Origin of the sequence: Allobosea sp. WAO (assembly GCF_001509835.1) — a bacterium.
Classification (GTDB): Bacteria; Pseudomonadota; Alphaproteobacteria; order Rhizobiales; family Beijerinckiaceae; genus Allobosea.
The window spans coordinates 13,319-29,273 of record NZ_JXTJ01000005.1 but is presented as its reverse complement, the minus strand read 5'-3'; the positions used below and the strand labels follow the sequence as shown (position 1 = coordinate 29,273).

The following is a 15,955-nucleotide window of genomic DNA, read 5'->3' as shown; positions in this document are numbered from 1 at the left end:
CACATGTCACAAAGGCGACGGAACTATGGAGCCATAGCCACGCAGATTCGCATCTGTATGCCAGACAAGGGCCGAGATGGCACATTTGCGGGATGCCGACAATCGTCCGTCCTGCCGGGTTTCCTTGGGGCGCCGCTCAATGCAACCCTCCGCCAGACGCAAGGGCATGGTGGTGTACGAGCGGCCATGTGATTAGAAGCGAAGGCAGCGCGGACCCGTCGTCCCGCCCATTCCTCGATCAGGCGAAGCGAACCATGCCCCTCCATCAAGCGCTCGACGAGGCGTTCATCCCGGAACTGCCGAACTACTATCGCGGCAAGGTCCGTGAGAACTACGACCTGCCGGACGGCCGGCGCATCCTGATCTCGACCGACCGGCTCAGCGCCTTCGACCGCGCCATTGCCGCGATCCCGCTGAAGGGGCAGGTTCTGACGCAGGTCGCGCGCTACTGGTTCGAGAACACCGCCGATATCTGCCCCAACCATGTGCTCGAGTACCCCGATCCCAATGTCGTGGTCGGCAAGCGGCTCGATATCCTCCCGGTCGAGGTGATCGTGCGCGGCTATCTCGCCGGCACCACCGGCACCTCCGTGCTGACGCTCTACAAGGAGGGCAGGCGCGAGATCTACGGCATGCGTTTCCCCGATGGCATGCGCGATAACGAGAAGCTGCCCGAGGCGATCATCACCCCGACCAGCAAGGCTTTCGACGGCGGCCATGACGAGCCGCTCACCGCACAGGGGATCGTCGACAGCGGCCTTTTGACCAGAAAGCAATGGGATACGGTTTCGGGCCATGCGCTGGCGCTGTTCGCCCGGGGCCAGAAGCTGGCGGCCGAGCGCGGCCTCATCCTGGCCGACACCAAATACGAGTTCGGCACCGACAAGGACGGCAACATCCTGCTGGCCGACGAAATCCACACACCGGATTCCAGCCGCTACTGGTTCGCCGGCAGTTATCCGGAACGCTTCGCCGCCGGCGGGAAGCCGGAGAGCTTCGACAAGGATTTCGTCCGCAACTGGGTGGTGGCGCGCTGCGATCCCTACAAGGAGGACTTGCCGCCTATCCCGGACGAGCTGATCGCGCAGACCACGGCGGTCTATGTGAAGGCCTTCGAGACGATCACGGGGACGACCTTTGTCCCGCCGCCCGCCGACGAACCGCCACTGGCGCGGATCAGGCGGAACCTCGCGAAGTACTTCTGAGCGGACGGCGCGCTGGGGCTCTGCCGCGGCGCCCTGCTTCGGCGCCAATCAGGCGCCGTCTTCGCGATAGGTGCCGGCCAGAAGCCGGCCGCGCTCGGTCAGCACCGCGAGCACGCGCTCGAAGGTTCGCAGCTCGTCCGGCGCGATGCCCTCGGTCCAGCGCTGCTCGAAGGCGAGCGCGAGCGGCACGATCTGGGCATAGACCCGCGCGCCTGCGGCAGTGAGCGAGACAAAGGATTCGCGCCGGTCGGCCCGGTTCTCGCTGCGCGCGACGAGGCCGCGCTGGTCGAGGCCCGACACGGCGCGCGAGACCTTGGTCTTGTGCATCTGTGAGAGCTCGCCGATGTCCCGCGAGGTCATCCGCCCGAATTCGCCGAGCTGGGCGATCACCCGCCATTCCGGAATGCCGATGCCGAACTGCTCGCCATAGATGCGCGCCAGCGCCCGGCTCGCGAACACCGCCGCCACATTGATGCGATAGGGTACGAACTGCTCGAGATGCAGGGCGCGCTCGCCGTCTGCAGTTTTTGGTGTCGTTGACATTAGTTTCACTTGCAACTAATCAGCGGATGACGGGCAGCGGGCACGGAACGGACGAAAGCCGGTTTTCGCAGAAGCCGTGCGCCATTTCCACATCCCCTGCCGAAGTACCATCACTGCCGGACCGGTGCCGCTACAACAGGCGCCGACGGCTCCAGGGAGGAAGCAGCCATGAACGTCCAGACGGCGCCGCTCGCCGCGTCCGGCCAGCAGGTTCAGAACGGCCTGCGCTACATGTCGGGCTTCGGCAATTCCTTCGAGACCGAGAGCCTGCCCGGCGCGCTGCCGATCGGCCGCAACTCCCCGCAAAAGGCGGCCTACGGGCTCTATGCCGAGCAGCTTTCCGGCTCGCCCTTTACCGCCCCGCGCTCGACCAATGAGCGCTCCTGGCTTTATCGCATCCGCCCGAGCGTCAAGCATGGCGGCCGCTGGACGCTTCTCGACAAGGGGCTGGTCCGCACCGCGCCCTGCCGTGACGAGACCAAGCCCTCGCTCGGCCCGTTGCGCTGGAGCCCGATCCCGGTCCCTCAGGAGAAGCTGACCTTCCTCACCGGGCTGCGGACGCTGACCACGGCCGGGGACGGCGATGCCCAGGCCGGCATGGCCGCGCACATGGTCTTCGTCACCGCCTCAATGGAGCGCGAATACCTGTTCTGTGCCGATGGCGAGCTGCTGGTCGTGGCGCAGGAGGGCAAGCTTCGCTTCTTCACCGAGTTCGGCATCATCGAGATCGAGCCCGGCGAGATCTGCGTCATCCCGCGCGGCGTCGTCTTCCGCTGCGAGCTGATCGACGGACCGGCCCGCGCCTATGTCTGCGAGAACTATGGCGGTGGCTTCACCTTGCCGGATCGCGGCCCGATCGGCGCCAACTGCCTCGCCAATCCCCGCGACTTCCTGACCCCGGTCGCCGCCTATGAGGATATCGAGGAGCCCTCGACGCTCTATGCCAAATGGGGCGGGGAGATCTTCTCGACACCGATCGGCCAGTCGCCGCTCGACGTCGTCGCCTGGCACGGCAATTACGCGCCCTACAAATACGATCTGCGCCATTATTCGCCGGTGGGCGCGATCTCCTTCGACCATCCCGACCCGTCGATCTTCACCGTGCTGACGGCGCCCTCCGAGACGCCCGGCACCGCCAATATCGACTTCGTGATCTTCCCGGAGCGCTGGATGGTGGCGGAGAACACCTTCCGGCCGCCCTGGTACCACCGAAACATCATGTCGGAGTTCATGGGGCTGATCTACGGCGTCTATGACGCCAAGCCGGAGGGCTTCACGCCCGGCGGCTTCAGCCTGCACAACATGATGCTGCCGCACGGCCCGGACACCCAGGCCTTCGAGCATGCGAGCACGGTCGAACTGAAGCCGGTGAAGCTCACCGGCACCATGGCCTTCATGTTCGAGACGCGCTTCGCCCAGCGCGTCACCGGCTACGCCGCAAGCCTGCCCGAATTGCAGGAGAACTACGCCGATTGCTGGGAAGGGCTGAAGAAGCGCTTCGACCCGAACAGGCGCGAGGCCTGGTGATCAGGCTGGCATCTTGGACTTGCCTAGGCTCGGAACCGCTCCGTCATCCCGGGCGAGCGAAGCTCGGCCCGGGATCCATCGTAGGGCTCAACGTTCTACGATGGATCCCGGAGCTGCACGGCTTCGCCGCTTGTCCGGGATGACCGACGAGGTGGAACAGTCTTCAGCGCGACTTCAGCCGGTTCATGAAGGCGTCGTAGGAGAGTTCCGCGACCTGCCACCAGAGCAGGTTCTCGCCGCGGAAGGCGACCATCGAGTCATAGCCCTTCTTGAAGAGCTCGCTCTTGGCCGAGGTCTCGGCATAGTACTCTTCGGCCGCCTTGAGCGAGGCTTCCATGATCGGCTGCGGGAAGGCGCGGAGCTGCGCACCCTGGCCGACGAGCCGGCGCAGGCCGCCCGGGTTCACGGCGTCGTACTTCGCCAGCATCCAGTTATTGGCCGCTTCGCAGGCATGGTAGACCATGGCCTGGTAGTGCTTGGGCAGCTTGTTCCACTGCTCCTGGTTGATGACGAGATGCAGCATGGCGCCGCCCTCCCACCAGCCGGGATAGTAGTAATAGGGCGCGACCTTCACGAAGCCGAGCTTCTCGTCGTCATAGGGGCCGACGAATTCGGCGGCGTCGATCGTGCCGCGCTCCAGCGCCGGATAGACGTCGCCGGGGGCGATCTGCGTCGGCACCACGCCGAGCTTGGCCAGCACCGCGCCGCCCATGCCGCCGATGCGGAACTTCAGGCCCTTGAGGTCGTCGACCGTCTTCAGCTCCTTGCGGAAGAAGCCGCCCATCTGGCAGCCGGAATTGCCGCAGGGGATCGAGTAGGCGTTGAACTTGGCCAGGGCCTCGTTGATGATCTGCTCGCCGCCGCCGAAGTACCACCAGCTATGCTGCTGGCGGGCGTTCAGGCCGAAGGGGATGCCGGTGCCGAGGCCGAAGGCCGGCTCCTTGCCGATGTAGAAATAGGTCGGGGTGTGGGCGCATTCGACGGTGCCGGAGCTGACCGCGTCGAGCGCCTGCAGGCCGGGCACGATCTCGCCGGCCGAGAAGGTCTGGACCTGGAACCGGCCGTCGGTGGCGTCCGACATGAACTTCGCGAACTGCTGGGCCGTGCCGAAAATCGTGTCGAGCTGCTTGGGGAAGCTCGAGGTCAGCCGCCATTTCACTTCAGGCATCGACTGGGCGATGGCCGGCATCGTGATCGAGGTCGCGGCGGCGGCGAGCGCACCAGTTTTCAAAAACGCGCGGCGTTCCATATGGTCTCCTCCCGAAAGCTCGTTGCGCCCTTCATGGCGTGTCCGGGGAGGAATGAAAAGAGATGAAGCTTGCATCGCTCACGCATGGCCGCGACGGCCGTCTCGTCGTCGTATCGAACGACCTGACGCGCGCCACGGATGCCTTCCCGGTCGTGGCGACGCTGCAGGGCGCGCTCGATGACTGGGAACGCTGCGCGCCGCGCCTTTCCGACCTCGCCGAGGGGCTGGAGCACGGCTCGGTGCCGTCCTTCCGCTTCCACGAGCATGACTGCGCCTCGCCGCTGCCGCGCGCCTATCAATGGGTCGACGGCTCGGCCTATGTGAATCATGTCGAGCTCGTCCGGAAGGCGCGGGGCGCCGAGATGCCCGCGAGTTTCTGGACCGACCCACTGATGTACCAGGGCGGCTCCGATTCGTTTCTCGGCCCGCGGCAGCCGATTCGGATCGCGAGCGAGGATTACGGCATCGATCTCGAGGCCGAGATCGCCGTCATCACCGGCGATGTTCCGATGGGCGTGAGCCCAGACGAGGCGCGCGCGCTCGTCCGCCTCGTCATGCTCGCCAACGATGTCAGCCTGCGCAATCTGATTGCCGCCGAGCTGGCGAAGGGTTTTGGCTTCCTGCAATCCAAGCCGTCCTCGGCCTTCTCGCCGGTGGCGGTGACGCCGGAGGAGCTCGGCTCCGCCTGGAAGGATGGCAAGCTCCACCTGCCATTGCTCGCCCAGATCAATGGCAAGCCTTTCGGCAAGCCTGAGGCCGGCGTCGACATGACCTTCGATTTCGGCGTGCTGATTGCCCATGCCGCGAAGACCCGCCCGCTCGTCGCCGGCACCATCGTCGGCTCCGGCACGGTCTCAAACCGTGATGCCGATGGTGGGCCGGGCCGGCCGGTCGGAGAAGGCGGCCTCGGCTACGCCTGCATCGCCGAGCAGCGCATGGTCGAGACCATCCGCGACGGCGCGGCCAAGACGCCCTTCCTGCGCTTCGGCGACAGCGTCCGCATCGAGATGAAGGACGCCGCCGGCCATTCGATCTTCGGCGCGATCGACCAGGAGATCATGCCCTATGTGCGGTGAGGCATGCGCGGCGACGCCGCTCCGTCATTGTCGGGCGAAGCGCAGCGCAGACCCGAGAATCTCTGGTCAGGTGGGGCGCCGGTTGGAGCCTTTTGCGGCCTGAGATGCTCGGGGCAAGCCCGAGCATGACGTTCGTATCGACAGATTTGTGAGGTTGCTCAATGTCCTCCCCCGCTTTCGCCTCCACCGCCGATCTCGGCGAGAAGACCGTCTCCTTCGACGAGATCGGCAAGGGGGTCTACGCCTATACCGCCGAGGGCGACCCCAATAGCGGCATCGTCGTCGGCGACGACAGCGTGCTCGTCTTCGATGCGCAGGCGACGCCGACCATGGCCGAGCGCGTCATCGCGAGGGTGCGCGAGGTCACCGACAAGCCTGTCAGCCATGTCGTGCTCTCGCATTATCATGCCGTGCGCGTGCTCGGCGCGCCGGCCTATGGCGCCCGCGAGATCGTCTGCTCGGATGCGGCGCGGGCGATGATCGTCGAGCGCGGCGAGGAGGACAAGGCGAGCGAGATCGGCCGCTTTCCCCGCCTCTTCCAGGGGGCCGACTCGATCCGCCCGGGCCTGACCTGGCCGACCACGACCTTCTCGCACAATGCCTCGATCTGGCTGGGCTCGCGTGAGGTCCGGTTGATGAAGCTCGGCCGCGGCCATACCGCGGGCGACATCGTCGCCTGGATGCCGGACACCAATGTGATCTTCGCCGGAGACCTCGTCGAATACGGCGCGACGCCCTATTGCGGCGACGCGCATTTTACCGACTGGCCGGCGACGCTCGATGCGCTGGCGAGCTTCGCGCCCGCCGCCATGGTGCCGGGCCGCGGCGCCGCCCTGACCAACCGGTCGATGGTGGTGGACGGCATCAAGGGCACGCGCGCCTTCTTAACCGATCTCTTCGAGGCGGTGCGAGGCCATGTCGCTGCCGGCCGTTCGTTGCGCGAGACCTTCGAGCGCGTGCACGAGGCCTTGAAGCCGGCCTATGGCGACTGGGTGATCTTCGAGCACTGCCTGCCCTTCAACGTCACCCGGGCATATGACGAGGCCGGCGGCCTCGACCACCCGCGCATCTGGACGGACGAGCGCGACCGCCAGATGTGGCTGGATCTGCGGGGGTAGGGCGGTGTCGCTCGCTCTGCATTTCCGCAAGGCAGCCCGCAACAACGCCTGGTCGAACGACCGCCTGTTGCGCGCCTGCGCGGAGCTGGGCGACGACGAATTCCTGGCGCGCCGGACGAGCTTCTTCCCGTCGCTCCACGCGACCCTGAACCACAATCTCACGGTCGATCTCTATTATCTCGACATGCTGGAGGAGGGCGGGGTCGGGCTCGCGATCTTCGACGGGATCCGGCCGCTGGCGGCGCGCCAATTGCGCGCGGCTCAACTCGCTTCCGACCGCCGGCTGATCGCCTTTTGCGATGCCCAGGACGAGGCGCTCCTGTCGCGCCTTGTCGCGACCGATCGGGGTGAGGACGGCATGGTGTCGGAGCGGGTCGACGACCTGCTCGGCCACCTCTTTCAGCACCAGATCCACCATCGTGGCCAGGCGCACGCCATGCTGGCCGGCACGCCCGTCGCCCCGCCGCAACTCGACGAATACTTCCTCGCCTTCGACGCCGTCCGGCGCGCGGCCGATCTTGCGGCGCTCGGGCTGGAAGGGCCGGAGGCCCTGCACTGATGCAGCCCTTCCGTCAGTTCGCCTATCGCCGAAGTGCCGACCAGGATGCCGCCGGCCCGATGCGGCATCCGGTGGTCGTCGTGGGCGCTGGCCCTGTCGGGCTGACCCTGGCGCTCGACCTCGCGCGCCGCGCCGTGCCGGTCGTGCTGATCGACGATGCCGACCGGATCGGCGAGGGCTCGCGTGCGATCTGCTTCGCGAAGCGCACGCTCGAGATTTTCGACAGGCTCGGCCTCGCGGAGGCGATGGTCGAGAAGGGGGTGACCTGGCGGAAGGGTAAGGTCTTCCGCGGCGATGCCGGGCTCTACGAGTTCGATCTTCTGCCCGAGGGCGGCCACAAGCAGCCCGCCTTCATCAACCTCCAGCAGTTCTATGTCGAAGCGGCGCTGGTCGAGGCCGCGCTAGCCGAGCCGCTGGTCGATCTGCGCTGGAGCAACCGCCTGGCGGGACTCGCCAACCGCGAGGACGGAGTCGCGCTCACCATCGCCACGCCGGACGGGAACTATTCGCTTCACGCGGACTGGGTGGTCGCCTGCGACGGCGCGCGCTCGCCGAGCCGCGACATGCTCGACCTGGAATTTCGCGGCGAGGCCTTCGAGGATCGCTTCCTGATCGCCGATGTGAAGATGCAGGCACCGTTCCCGACCGAGCGCTGGTTCTGGTTCGATCCGCCTTTCCATTCTGGCCAGTCTGCCCTGCTGCACAAGCAGCCGGACGATGTCTGGCGCGTCGACCTGCAGCTCAGTCCCGATGCCGACCCCGAACATGAGAAGCGTCCGGAGATCGTGCGCCCCCGGATCGAGCGCATGCTCGGCCATGCCGATTTCGCGCTGGAATGGGTCTCGGTCTACCGCTTCCAGTGCCGCCGGCTAGACCGTTTCCTGCATGGGCGCGTGATCTTCGCCGGAGACGCCGCCCATCAGGTCTCGCCCTTCGGCGCCCGCGGCGCCAATTCCGGCATCCAGGACGTCGACAATCTCGGCTGGAAGCTCGCGCTGGTCCTGCAGGGCAGGAGCCCGGCTTCGCTGCTCGAAAGCTATGACAGCGAGCGTAGCTTCGCCGCCGACGAGAACATCCTGAACTCGACGCGCGCGACCGATTTCATCGCGCCGCGCTCGCCGGGCGAGCGCCTGCTGCGCGCCGCTGCGCTGTCGCTGGCGCCGCTCGCTCCCTTCGCCCAGCGCTTCGTCAATTCCGGCCGGCTCTCCTTGCCGAGTGCCTATGCCGACTCGCCGCTCTCGATGGCTGATGCCGGTTGGGACGGCGGCTTAGCCCCGGGCTCCTCGTTCCTCGATGCACCGCTGCTGGGTGGGGCAGGGGGCACGACCTGGCTGAGCGAAGCGCTGCGGCCGGGAAGGCCGGTGATCATCGGCGAAGGGGTTTCGCGGCTCGCACCGCCGGGGACGGTCGCAGTCGAGCCGGCTGCCGGGGCGGGCGACATCCTCAGGCGGCGCTATGCGCTCGCGCCCGGCGATGCCGTCGTCCTGCGGCCGGATGGCCATGTCGCGGCCCGGTTCCGTCAAGCGAGAGCGGCCGACATCGCCATCGCCATCGAAAGGCTGGAGGGCCGCGCTTCATGACCGAGCCCACCGCTCTTGCGCGCGAAGCCCGCTTCGCCGATCCCGACGCCGCCTATCGCCTGCTGGCCGAGGCGCATCGTGACCTCGATGAGCGCGAGAGCGCGGCGCTGAATGCGCGCCTGGTGTTGATCCTCGCCAACCAGATCGGCGATCTCGGAGTGCTGCGCGAGGCCGTGGCGCTGGCGCGGCAAGCACGGTAACCTCGCCTCCGACCACGGATTCCGGAGCCTGCCGCCAGATGGACGATCTTGCGCCCTTCTACCCGACGCTGATTCCGCTCGCCTTCTTCTTCTGGGGGCCGGCGCTGGTGATGCTGCTGTTCTGGCTGGTCGGGCTCTGGGCTCGCAAGCTCGGCGTCGCCCGCGCCCTGGAGAGCGACTGGGACGGCTTCAGCAAGGATGATGTCGAGAAGCTCTTCGCCGCCTATGGCGAGCGGCTCCGCGCCGCCTATCGCCACAAGCTGCTGCCGGCCGACGCCGCTGTCGCGCTGACCTACGCCATCGTTGGCGGCTTCATCATCGCCGGGGTGTCGATGCGCGGTTATCCCTGGTGGGTCGCGGCCCTTTGCGGCGGGGGCTGGCTCTTTGGCGGGCTCTGCGACATCGCCGAGAACCTCGCGGTTGCACGCCTGCTTGATCGTTATCCGAAGATCGAGGAGGGCACGGTCGCCTTCGCCAGCGGCTTTACGCGCATCAAGCTCGTGCTGTTCGCGCTGGGGGTGATCGGGGCGATCGCTGCCGCCTATCTGGCGTTCAAGCCGCTGGCCGCCTGAAGGGCCCGTGCGCGAGGCCGGTTTGCCCGGTTGCACTGGCGCGCGCTGCCGGGCCATCCCATATCCTGTCGGCCTTAGGGCGACACAGAGTCGGGAGAATTTGAATGCGGTTTCGTCGTCACGTCCTGGCTGTGCTGGCCGCCTGCGCCTTCAGCGGCGCTGCGCTTGCCCCGGCACAGGCCCAGGAGGATCTGATCTTCCGCAAGTCGACGGTCTGGAAGATGATGACCCCGGATGACAAGCTCGCCGTCTACGGCGTCGACGATCCCGTGGTCGAGGGCGTCGCCTGCCATTACACCGTGCCCGAGAAGGGCGGTGTCTCCGGCATGTTCGGTGTCGCCGAGGAGGTCTCCGACGTCTCGCTCTCCTGCCGTCAGGTCGGCCCGATCAAGTTCAAGGAAAAATTCTCGCAGGGCGATGTCGTCTTCCGCGAGCGCCGTTCGCTGATCTGGAAGAAGATGCAGATCGTTCGCGGCTGCGACGTCAAGCGCAACGTGCTGATCTATATGGTCTATACCGACAAGCTGATCGACGGCTCGCCGCAGAACTCGACCTCGAGCGTGCCGATCATGCCCTGGGGCGGCATGGGCGAAGTCGCGAAATGCGCCGAATGGGTGCGCTGAGGCGCCTTCCGTAGCCGACCGCCTCTAGCGCGGCGTGTAGGTGCCGACATAGTTGCAGTTGGCGCCGTGGAAGGTCGTACACTCGCCGCTCTCGGACACCACGAGGTTGCGGCCCTTGCGGCGGATCTCCAGCCGGCAGATGTCGCCGTCCCGTTCGGCTTCGGCGACGAGGCGGTCGCCCTGGACGCGGCCGCGCGCCGAGATAACGCCGACGCAGCTTCTGCTGCCGATTTCGGCGTCGACTTTGAACAGCCCGGCGCCGGCCGGGCGGATCGTCATGCTGCCGCCCAGTATGCGATAGCGGCCCTCGAAGGCCTGGGCCGGCAGCAGGGTCGCCAGGATGAAGCCGGCGACGAGTGCTGGATGGGTCAATGCTGGGTGAGGCATGGGCCGACGCTCCCTGCTGCGGCCGGGTCGATCCGCGGCCGCTCAGGCTAGCGCTTGCCTCGCTCTGGGGAGATCTCGCCGGGAGGGCTCAGTGCCCGCAGGTAATGACGAGGGGCCGCTCGGCCTCGCTCGAAGCCGCCACCTTGACGGTGCCGGTAAAGTCCTCGGCAGAGGCGACGCCATAGGACTTGGCGATGCGGTGCCCTTGAGCCTCGCACCAGGCATTGGCGACGATCTGGCCGCATTCCGCCTTGCTGGCGATGCAATCGGCGACGCCGTAGCCGTCGCTGGCGGGGATCAGATAGGTGCGCTCGGGCTTGGGGGCGGCGACGGTGCCGGTGGTGGGTACCACGGCAAGCGAGAGCCCGGCTCCGATGATTCCGAACAAACCGACCAGAGCCACTGCGCGGCGCATGATATTTTCCCTGAGCTTCGACGAGCTCTGAACCTTCGACATCACAGCTTGGTTCCGAATGCTTAAAATACGGTGAAGTGCGGCAAGCTTTGTTGCGGCGCACAAGGCGAGGGCGGTTGTGGCGGGATTGCGGCAGCCAGAGCCGGAATCGCTGGACAAGGCGACGAATGCCGCACGTCGGCGGCTGAGCGTTGCAGCGCTGCCACTTGACGTAAGCGCACGCCGCAGGCATTCACGAGGACGATGACGCGAGCCCTCGCCATTATCTGCATTATTTGCCGCTAGCTTTCGCTGGCCGGCTGCTCACGTCCTCGTCCCAACGAAAAGACAGACAGCGCCCCGGCCAGCGGCCTGGATACGCCGTTTTTGTCGCCTTTTCGTCAGGACACCGCATCGATGCAGCCGAAACTCAGGCTCTACAACACGCTGACGCGGACCAAGGAGGCTTTTGCCCCGGTCGATCCGAGCAATGTCCGCATGTATGTCTGCGGCCCGACGGTCTATGACTACGCCCATATCGGCAATGCCCGGCCGGTTATCGTCTTCGACGTGCTCTATCGGCTGCTGCGCCATCTCTACGGCGCCGATCACGTGCTCTATGCGCGCAACCTCACCGACGTCGACGACAAGATCAACGCGCGCGCCGCCCGCGACTATCCCGACCTGCCGCTGAACCGGGCGATCGCCAAGGTCACGCAGACGACGACGGCGCAGTTCCACGCCGATGTCGACGCGCTCGGCAATCTCCGGCCGGGCGAGGAGCCGCGCGCCACCGGCCACATCGAGGAGATGAAGGCGATCATCGAGCGGCTGATCGCCCGCGGCGTCGCCTATGTCGCCGAGGAGCATGTGCTCTTCCACGTTCCTGCCGTCGCCGCCATGAAGCAGGCGCCGCGCTATGGCTCGCTCGCCCGCCGCTCGCTCGACGAGATGATCTCCGGCGCCCGCGTCGACGTGGCGCCTTACAAGCGCGACCCGATGGATTTCGTGCTCTGGAAGCCGAGCCGCGAAGGCGTCGATCCCGGCTGGCCGTCGCCCGCCGGCATCGCGACGCCCGGCCGCCCCGGCTGGCATATCGAATGCTCGGCCATGTCGATGAAGGCGCTGCTCGAGCCCTTCGGCGGCGGCCTCTCCTGCGATGACCCCGCCAAGAACGTCTTCGACATCCACGGCGGCGGCATCGACCTCGTCTTCCCGCATCACGAGAACGAGCTGACGCAGTCCTGCTGCGCCTTCGGCGGCGATGGCGGCGCGCCGCTGATGGCCAATGTCTGGATGCACAACGGCTTCCTGCAGGTCGAAGGCGAGAAGATGTCGAAGTCGCTCGGCAACTTCGTCACCATCAACGAGCTGCTCGCGACCGAGGTCTTCGGCGGGCGCAAATGGCCGGGCGGAGTGCTCCGCCTCGCTATGCTGCGCACCCATTACCGCCAGCCGATCGACTGGACGGTGAAGGCGCTGGAGGAAGCGGAGAGGACGCTGCTCGACTGGGCCGCGGCCGTTGGCGACAGCGCGGCAGGGAAGGTCCCTGCTGACGTGCTCGATGCCTTGTCGGACGATCTCAACACCTCGCAGGTCCTCGCCGAGCTGCACGCGCTGCGCAAGGCCGGTGACTTCGCGGGGCTGAAGGCGAGCCTCGATTTGCTCGGCATCGTGCTGCCGGAGGTCGCGACGACGCAGGTCGATTCCGCCCTGCGCGACCGTGTGGAGGCGGCGATCGTCGCGCGCCTCGACGCCCGCCGTGCGAAGAACTTCGCCGAATCCGACCGCATCCGCGACGAGCTCGCCGCCCTGGGCATCGCCCTCAAGGACGGCAAGGACCCGGCGACGGGCGAGGCGATCACGACCTGGGAAGTGAAGCGGTGAACCGCGCCCGCCTCGCCCTGGCCTGACGACAACCAAGAAGGAAGAAGCGCATGAACCCGCCCCGCATTCGCCCCGCCGGCTCGCTCTCGATCGCGATGAAGCTCGTCATGCTCGCCATGGTGATGCCGAAGGTGCTGCGCTATCGCCTGAGAGCCCGGCGATGAGCGCCCGCGTCCATCTTTTCGACACCACGCTCCGCGACGGCGCGCAGACCACCGGCGTCGACTTCTCGCTCGACGACAAGCGCGCGGTCGCGGTGATGCTCGACAAGCTCGGCATCGACTATGTCGAAGGCGGCTATCCCGGCGCGAACCCGCTCGATACCGCCTTCTTCGAGCAGAAGCCGACGCGGCAGGCGAAGTTCGCGGCCTTCGGCATGACCAAGCGGGCAGGGCGCTCGGCCGCCAACGACCCCGGCATCGCTGCGCTGCTCGAGGCGAAGGCCGACGCCATCGTCTTCGTCGCCAAGAGCTGGGACTACCATGTCCATGTCGCGCTCGAGATTTCGCTGGAGGAGAACCTCGCCGGCATCGCCGAGAGCGTGGCGGCGGCCAAGGCGGCCGGGCGCGAGGTGATGCTCGATTGCGAGCACTTCTTCGACGGCTACAAGGCCAATCCAGAATATGCGCTCGCCTGCGCCCGCACCGCCTACGAAGCCGGTGCCCGCTGGGTGGTGCTTTGCGACACCAATGGCGGCACGCTGCCGGACGAGATCGGCGCCATCGTCGCCGCGGTAGCGAAGGTCGTGCCGGGCGAGAACCTCGGCATCCACGCCCATGACGATTGCGGCTGCGCTGTCGCCAACTCGCTCGCCGCGGTCGAGGCCGGCGCACGCCAGGTCCAGGGCACGCTGAACGGGCTCGGCGAGCGCTGCGGCAACGCCAATCTGGTGACGCTGATCGGCACGCTGAAGCTGAAGGAGCGCTATCGCGAGCGCTTCTCCATCGGCGTCGCGGACGATCGCCTCGGCGAGCTCACCCATGTCTCGCGCGCGCTCGACGAGATGCTGAACCGCGCCCCGAACCGGCACGCGCCCTTCGTCGGCTCCTCGGCCTTCGCCACCAAGGCCGGCATCCATGCCTCGGCCGTGCTGAAGGACCCGCGCACCTATGAGCATGTCGCGCCGGAGGCGGTTGGCAACAGCCGCAAGGTCCTGGTCTCCAACCAGGGTGGCAAGTCCAACCTGCTGGCCGAGCTCGAGCGGGTCGGCGTCACGATCGCTCGTGACGATCCGCGGCTTTCGCGGGTGCTGGAGGAACTGAAGGACAAGGAGGCGCAGGGCTATGCCTTCGAGGGCGCCGATGCCTCCTTCTATTTGCTGGTGCGCCGCATCCTCGGCGAAGTCCCGGAGTTCTTCGGGGTCGAGCGCTTCGCGGTGAATGTCGAGCGGCGGCACAATGCGCTCGGCGAGCTCGTCACCTTCTCGGAAGCCATCGTCAAGGTGAAGGTCGGCGAGGAGGTGCTGATCTCTGCGGCGGAAGGCGATTCCGGCCCGGTCAACGCGCTCGATATCGCCTTGCGCAAGGATCTCGGCCGCTACCAGTCGCTGATCGAGGGCTTGCGCCTCGTCGACTACAAAGTCCGCATCTTCCAGGGCGGCACCGATGCGGTGACGCGCGTGCTGATCGAATCGGCGGATGAGAAAGGCGAGCGCTGGACCACGGTCGGCGTCAGCGCCAACATCATCGACGCCTCGTTCCAGGCGCTGACCGACTCGATCGTCTACAAGCTGATGCGCGAGGGCGCGACGGCGTAGTCAGCCTCCTTCTCCCCTCGGGGGAGAAGGTCCGGCAGGGGTTGAGGGCGGCGCGATGGGGTGATGCGTCCACAGCTTCCCGCTGCCCTTCCCTCATCCGTCAGCGCTTCGCGCTGCCACCTTCTCTCCCGCGGGGAGAAGGCCTGGCCCGTCACTCGGTCAGGCGCAGCGACCTTTCCTTGCAAAGATCGATGCCGTCATTGTCGCTTTCGCTGTCGTCGCTGAACTTGCCGAGCAGATAGTAGGTGCAGCCGGCCGGCTTGTTCAGCTTCAGCGAGATGCTCTTGCCGGGCGCCAGCGGCTTGGCGAGCTTGGCGACGAGGCGGGGCTGTTCGCCCGTGGTGGTGATCTCCAGCGACTCGAGTGGCACCGTACGAGCATTGGTGATCTTGACCTGTGCCGGCGGGCGGGCGGACTGAGCGAGAGCAGGCAGGGCAGGCAGGAGCGCGAGTGCGCAGGCGGTCGGCAATACACGGCGAAGGTTCATGAGCTTTCGTCCCCGGTCTCAGCCTTCAAGGCCTTGAGGCCAGTCTGGCATTGCGCTTGCGACGAGAACAAGGCCTGATCGGCGCCACTTCATGGCAGGGGGGCGGGGCCTGACGGGCGCGCCCGCGTCTCGCGGCAACAGGCATTTCGGGCGCGGGGGAGCGCGATCATGGTCGATATCGCGCATGTTGCCTCACGCATCCGCGCCGAGGCCGGCGAGGCAGGGCGCATCGTCGTCGCCATCGCCGGGCCGCCGGGAGCAGGTAAGTCGGAGATGTCGGCCCGGCTTGCCGAGCTGCTGCCCGAATCGGCCCTGGTGCCGATGGACGGCTTCCACTTCGACAATGCGGTGCTCGCCGCCATGGGGCTGAGCGACCGCAAGGGCGCGCCGGAGACCTTCGACTGCGGCGGCCTGGAAACGATCTTGCGCCGCCTGCGCGCCGGCGATGCCGACGTCGCCGTGCCGCTCTTCGACCGTGCCGCCGATCTCGCCCGGGCCGGAGCGGCGATCGTGCCGGCTGCGACGTCGATCGTGCTGGTCGAGGGCAATTACCTCCTGCTCGACCGGCCGCCCTGGACCCGGCTCGCGCCGCTCTTCGACCTGACGGTCTTCATCGACGTTCCGCTCGATCAGCTGGAGCGCCGGCTGCTCGCGCGCTGGGCGCATCACGGTCGCAAGCCGGCGGCGGCGCGGGCCTGGGTGGCCGGGAACGATCTGCCCAATGCGCGCCTGGTTCTGGCGGAGAGCCGCCCGGCCGACATCGTCTGGTGCAACCACGACCGGATCACCTGA

At 67.0% G+C, this 15,955-nt stretch carries 17 protein-coding genes; 12 read left to right on the top strand and 5 right to left on the bottom strand.

Annotated elements, in window-relative coordinates; translation table 11 throughout:
* Positions 1-254: 254 nt before the first annotated feature.
* A complete protein-coding gene (locus tag DK26_RS08135; protein WP_066470363.1) occupies positions 255-1,205 on the top strand; it encodes a phosphoribosylaminoimidazolesuccinocarboxamide synthase in 951 nt (316 codons plus the stop codon).
* Between the two features lie 48 nt (positions 1,206-1,253).
* Here DK26_RS08135 and DK26_RS08130 read toward each other — a convergent pair whose 3' ends face one another.
* Entirely contained in the window at positions 1,254-1,748 is a 495-nt protein-coding gene (locus DK26_RS08130; protein WP_066470362.1) for a MarR family winged helix-turn-helix transcriptional regulator, read from the bottom strand.
* 168 nt (positions 1,749-1,916) lie between these two features.
* On the opposite strand from DK26_RS08130, the gene hmgA reads away from it, so the two are divergent.
* Positions 1,917-3,275: a homogentisate 1,2-dioxygenase gene (hmgA, locus tag DK26_RS08125; protein ID WP_066470357.1), complete on the top strand. Its 1,359-nt coding sequence runs from the start codon at positions 1,917-1,919 to the stop codon at positions 3,273-3,275.
* A gap of 163 nt (positions 3,276-3,438) precedes the next feature.
* On the opposite strand, the gene DK26_RS08120 is transcribed toward hmgA, so the two are convergent.
* A complete protein-coding gene (locus tag DK26_RS08120) occupies positions 3,439-4,524 on the bottom strand; it encodes a TRAP transporter substrate-binding protein (protein ID WP_066470355.1) in 1,086 nt (361 codons plus the stop codon).
* Between the two features lie 62 nt (positions 4,525-4,586).
* Here DK26_RS08120 and DK26_RS08115 point away from each other — a divergent pair, with 62 nt between their 5' ends.
* From DK26_RS08115 to DK26_RS08085, 7 genes are all read left to right on the top strand, one after another.
* Positions 4,587-5,600 (top strand): fumarylacetoacetate hydrolase family protein, encoded by a 1,014-nt coding sequence (locus DK26_RS08115; RefSeq protein WP_066470354.1) that lies wholly within the window; start codon positions 4,587-4,589, stop codon positions 5,598-5,600.
* Positions 5,601-5,761: 161 nt separating this feature from the next.
* Positions 5,762-6,718: an MBL fold metallo-hydrolase gene (locus tag DK26_RS08110; RefSeq protein ID WP_066470348.1), complete on the top strand. Its 957-nt coding sequence runs from the start codon at positions 5,762-5,764 to the stop codon at positions 6,716-6,718.
* A gap of 4 nt (positions 6,719-6,722) precedes the next feature.
* Positions 6,723-7,277: a DinB family protein gene (locus tag DK26_RS08105; RefSeq protein ID WP_066470346.1), complete on the top strand. Its 555-nt coding sequence runs from the start codon at positions 6,723-6,725 to the stop codon at positions 7,275-7,277.
* Positions 7,277-8,857 (top strand): FAD-dependent monooxygenase, encoded by a 1,581-nt coding sequence (locus DK26_RS08100; RefSeq protein WP_157089577.1) that lies wholly within the window; start codon positions 7,277-7,279, stop codon positions 8,855-8,857. Before DK26_RS08105 ends, DK26_RS08100 begins: the two co-directional genes overlap by 1 nt.
* Complete coding sequence (locus tag DK26_RS08095) at positions 8,854-9,057, top strand: DUF2783 domain-containing protein (RefSeq protein ID WP_066470337.1); 204 nt, start codon at positions 8,854-8,856, stop codon at positions 9,055-9,057. Before DK26_RS08100 ends, DK26_RS08095 begins: the two co-directional genes overlap by 4 nt.
* Positions 9,058-9,095: 38 nt before the next feature.
* A complete protein-coding gene (locus tag DK26_RS08090) occupies positions 9,096-9,629 on the top strand; it encodes a hypothetical protein (RefSeq protein ID WP_066470334.1) in 534 nt (177 codons plus the stop codon).
* 104 nt (positions 9,630-9,733) lie between these two features.
* Positions 9,734-10,252 (top strand): CreA family protein, encoded by a 519-nt coding sequence (locus DK26_RS08085; protein ID WP_066470328.1) that lies wholly within the window; start codon positions 9,734-9,736, stop codon positions 10,250-10,252.
* 24 nt (positions 10,253-10,276) lie between these two features.
* On the opposite strand, the gene DK26_RS08080 is transcribed toward DK26_RS08085, so the two are convergent.
* Together DK26_RS08080 and DK26_RS08075 are read right to left on the bottom strand one after the other, a co-directional pair.
* Positions 10,277-10,639 (bottom strand): hypothetical protein, encoded by a 363-nt coding sequence (locus DK26_RS08080; protein WP_157089576.1) that lies wholly within the window; start codon positions 10,637-10,639, stop codon positions 10,277-10,279.
* An 88-nt stretch (positions 10,640-10,727) separates the two neighbouring features.
* Complete coding sequence (locus DK26_RS08075; protein ID WP_083533095.1) at positions 10,728-11,054, bottom strand: hypothetical protein; 327 nt, start codon at positions 11,052-11,054, stop codon at positions 10,728-10,730.
* 396 nt (positions 11,055-11,450) lie between these two features.
* Here DK26_RS08075 and cysS point away from each other — a divergent pair, with 396 nt between their 5' ends.
* Together cysS and cimA are read left to right on the top strand one after the other, a co-directional pair.
* Positions 11,451-12,920: a cysteine--tRNA ligase gene (gene cysS, locus DK26_RS08070; RefSeq protein ID WP_066470323.1), complete on the top strand. Its 1,470-nt coding sequence runs from the start codon at positions 11,451-11,453 to the stop codon at positions 12,918-12,920.
* A gap of 160 nt (positions 12,921-13,080) precedes the next feature.
* On the top strand, positions 13,081-14,676 hold the full coding sequence (cimA, locus tag DK26_RS08065; RefSeq protein ID WP_066470321.1) for a citramalate synthase: 1,596 nt from the start codon (positions 13,081-13,083) through the stop codon (positions 14,674-14,676).
* 151 nt (positions 14,677-14,827) lie between these two features.
* On the opposite strand, the gene DK26_RS08060 is transcribed toward cimA, so the two are convergent.
* Positions 14,828-15,163: a hypothetical protein gene (locus DK26_RS08060; protein ID WP_066470320.1), complete on the bottom strand. Its 336-nt coding sequence runs from the start codon at positions 15,161-15,163 to the stop codon at positions 14,828-14,830.
* A 168-nt stretch (positions 15,164-15,331) separates the two neighbouring features.
* Here DK26_RS08060 and DK26_RS08055 point away from each other — a divergent pair, with 168 nt between their 5' ends.
* A complete protein-coding gene (locus DK26_RS08055; RefSeq protein WP_066470319.1) occupies positions 15,332-15,955 on the top strand; it encodes a nucleoside triphosphate hydrolase in 624 nt (207 codons plus the stop codon).

Bases quoted from the DNA above. Each gene is read 5' to 3' on its own strand.
- DK26_RS08135 (WP_066470363.1), top strand. From the start codon at position 255: ATGCCCCTCCATCAAGCGCTCGACGAGGCGTTCATCCCGGAACTGCCG.
- DK26_RS08130 (WP_066470362.1), bottom strand. From the start codon at position 1,748: ATGTCAACGACACCAAAAACTGCAGACGGCGAGCGCGCCCTGCATCTC.
- hmgA (WP_066470357.1), top strand. From the start codon at position 1,917: ATGAACGTCCAGACGGCGCCGCTCGCCGCGTCCGGCCAGCAGGTTCAG.
- DK26_RS08120 (WP_066470355.1), bottom strand. From the start codon at position 4,524: ATGGAACGCCGCGCGTTTTTGAAAACTGGTGCGCTCGCCGCCGCCGCG.
- DK26_RS08115 (WP_066470354.1), top strand. From the start codon at position 4,587: ATGAAGCTTGCATCGCTCACGCATGGCCGCGACGGCCGTCTCGTCGTC.
- DK26_RS08110 (WP_066470348.1), top strand. From the start codon at position 5,762: ATGTCCTCCCCCGCTTTCGCCTCCACCGCCGATCTCGGCGAGAAGACC.
- DK26_RS08100 (WP_157089577.1), top strand. From the start codon at position 7,277: ATGCAGCCCTTCCGTCAGTTCGCCTATCGCCGAAGTGCCGACCAGGAT.
- DK26_RS08095 (WP_066470337.1), top strand. From the start codon at position 8,854: ATGACCGAGCCCACCGCTCTTGCGCGCGAAGCCCGCTTCGCCGATCCC.
- DK26_RS08090 (WP_066470334.1), top strand. From the start codon at position 9,096: ATGGACGATCTTGCGCCCTTCTACCCGACGCTGATTCCGCTCGCCTTC.
- DK26_RS08085 (WP_066470328.1), top strand. From the start codon at position 9,734: ATGCGGTTTCGTCGTCACGTCCTGGCTGTGCTGGCCGCCTGCGCCTTC.
- DK26_RS08080 (WP_157089576.1), bottom strand. From the start codon at position 10,639: ATGCCTCACCCAGCATTGACCCATCCAGCACTCGTCGCCGGCTTCATC.
- DK26_RS08075 (WP_083533095.1), bottom strand. From the start codon at position 11,054: ATGCGCCGCGCAGTGGCTCTGGTCGGTTTGTTCGGAATCATCGGAGCC.
- cysS (WP_066470323.1), top strand. From the start codon at position 11,451: ATGCAGCCGAAACTCAGGCTCTACAACACGCTGACGCGGACCAAGGAG.
- cimA (WP_066470321.1), top strand. From the start codon at position 13,081: ATGAGCGCCCGCGTCCATCTTTTCGACACCACGCTCCGCGACGGCGCG.
- DK26_RS08060 (WP_066470320.1), bottom strand. From the start codon at position 15,163: ATGAACCTTCGCCGTGTATTGCCGACCGCCTGCGCACTCGCGCTCCTG.
- DK26_RS08055 (WP_066470319.1), top strand. From the start codon at position 15,332: ATGGTCGATATCGCGCATGTTGCCTCACGCATCCGCGCCGAGGCCGGC.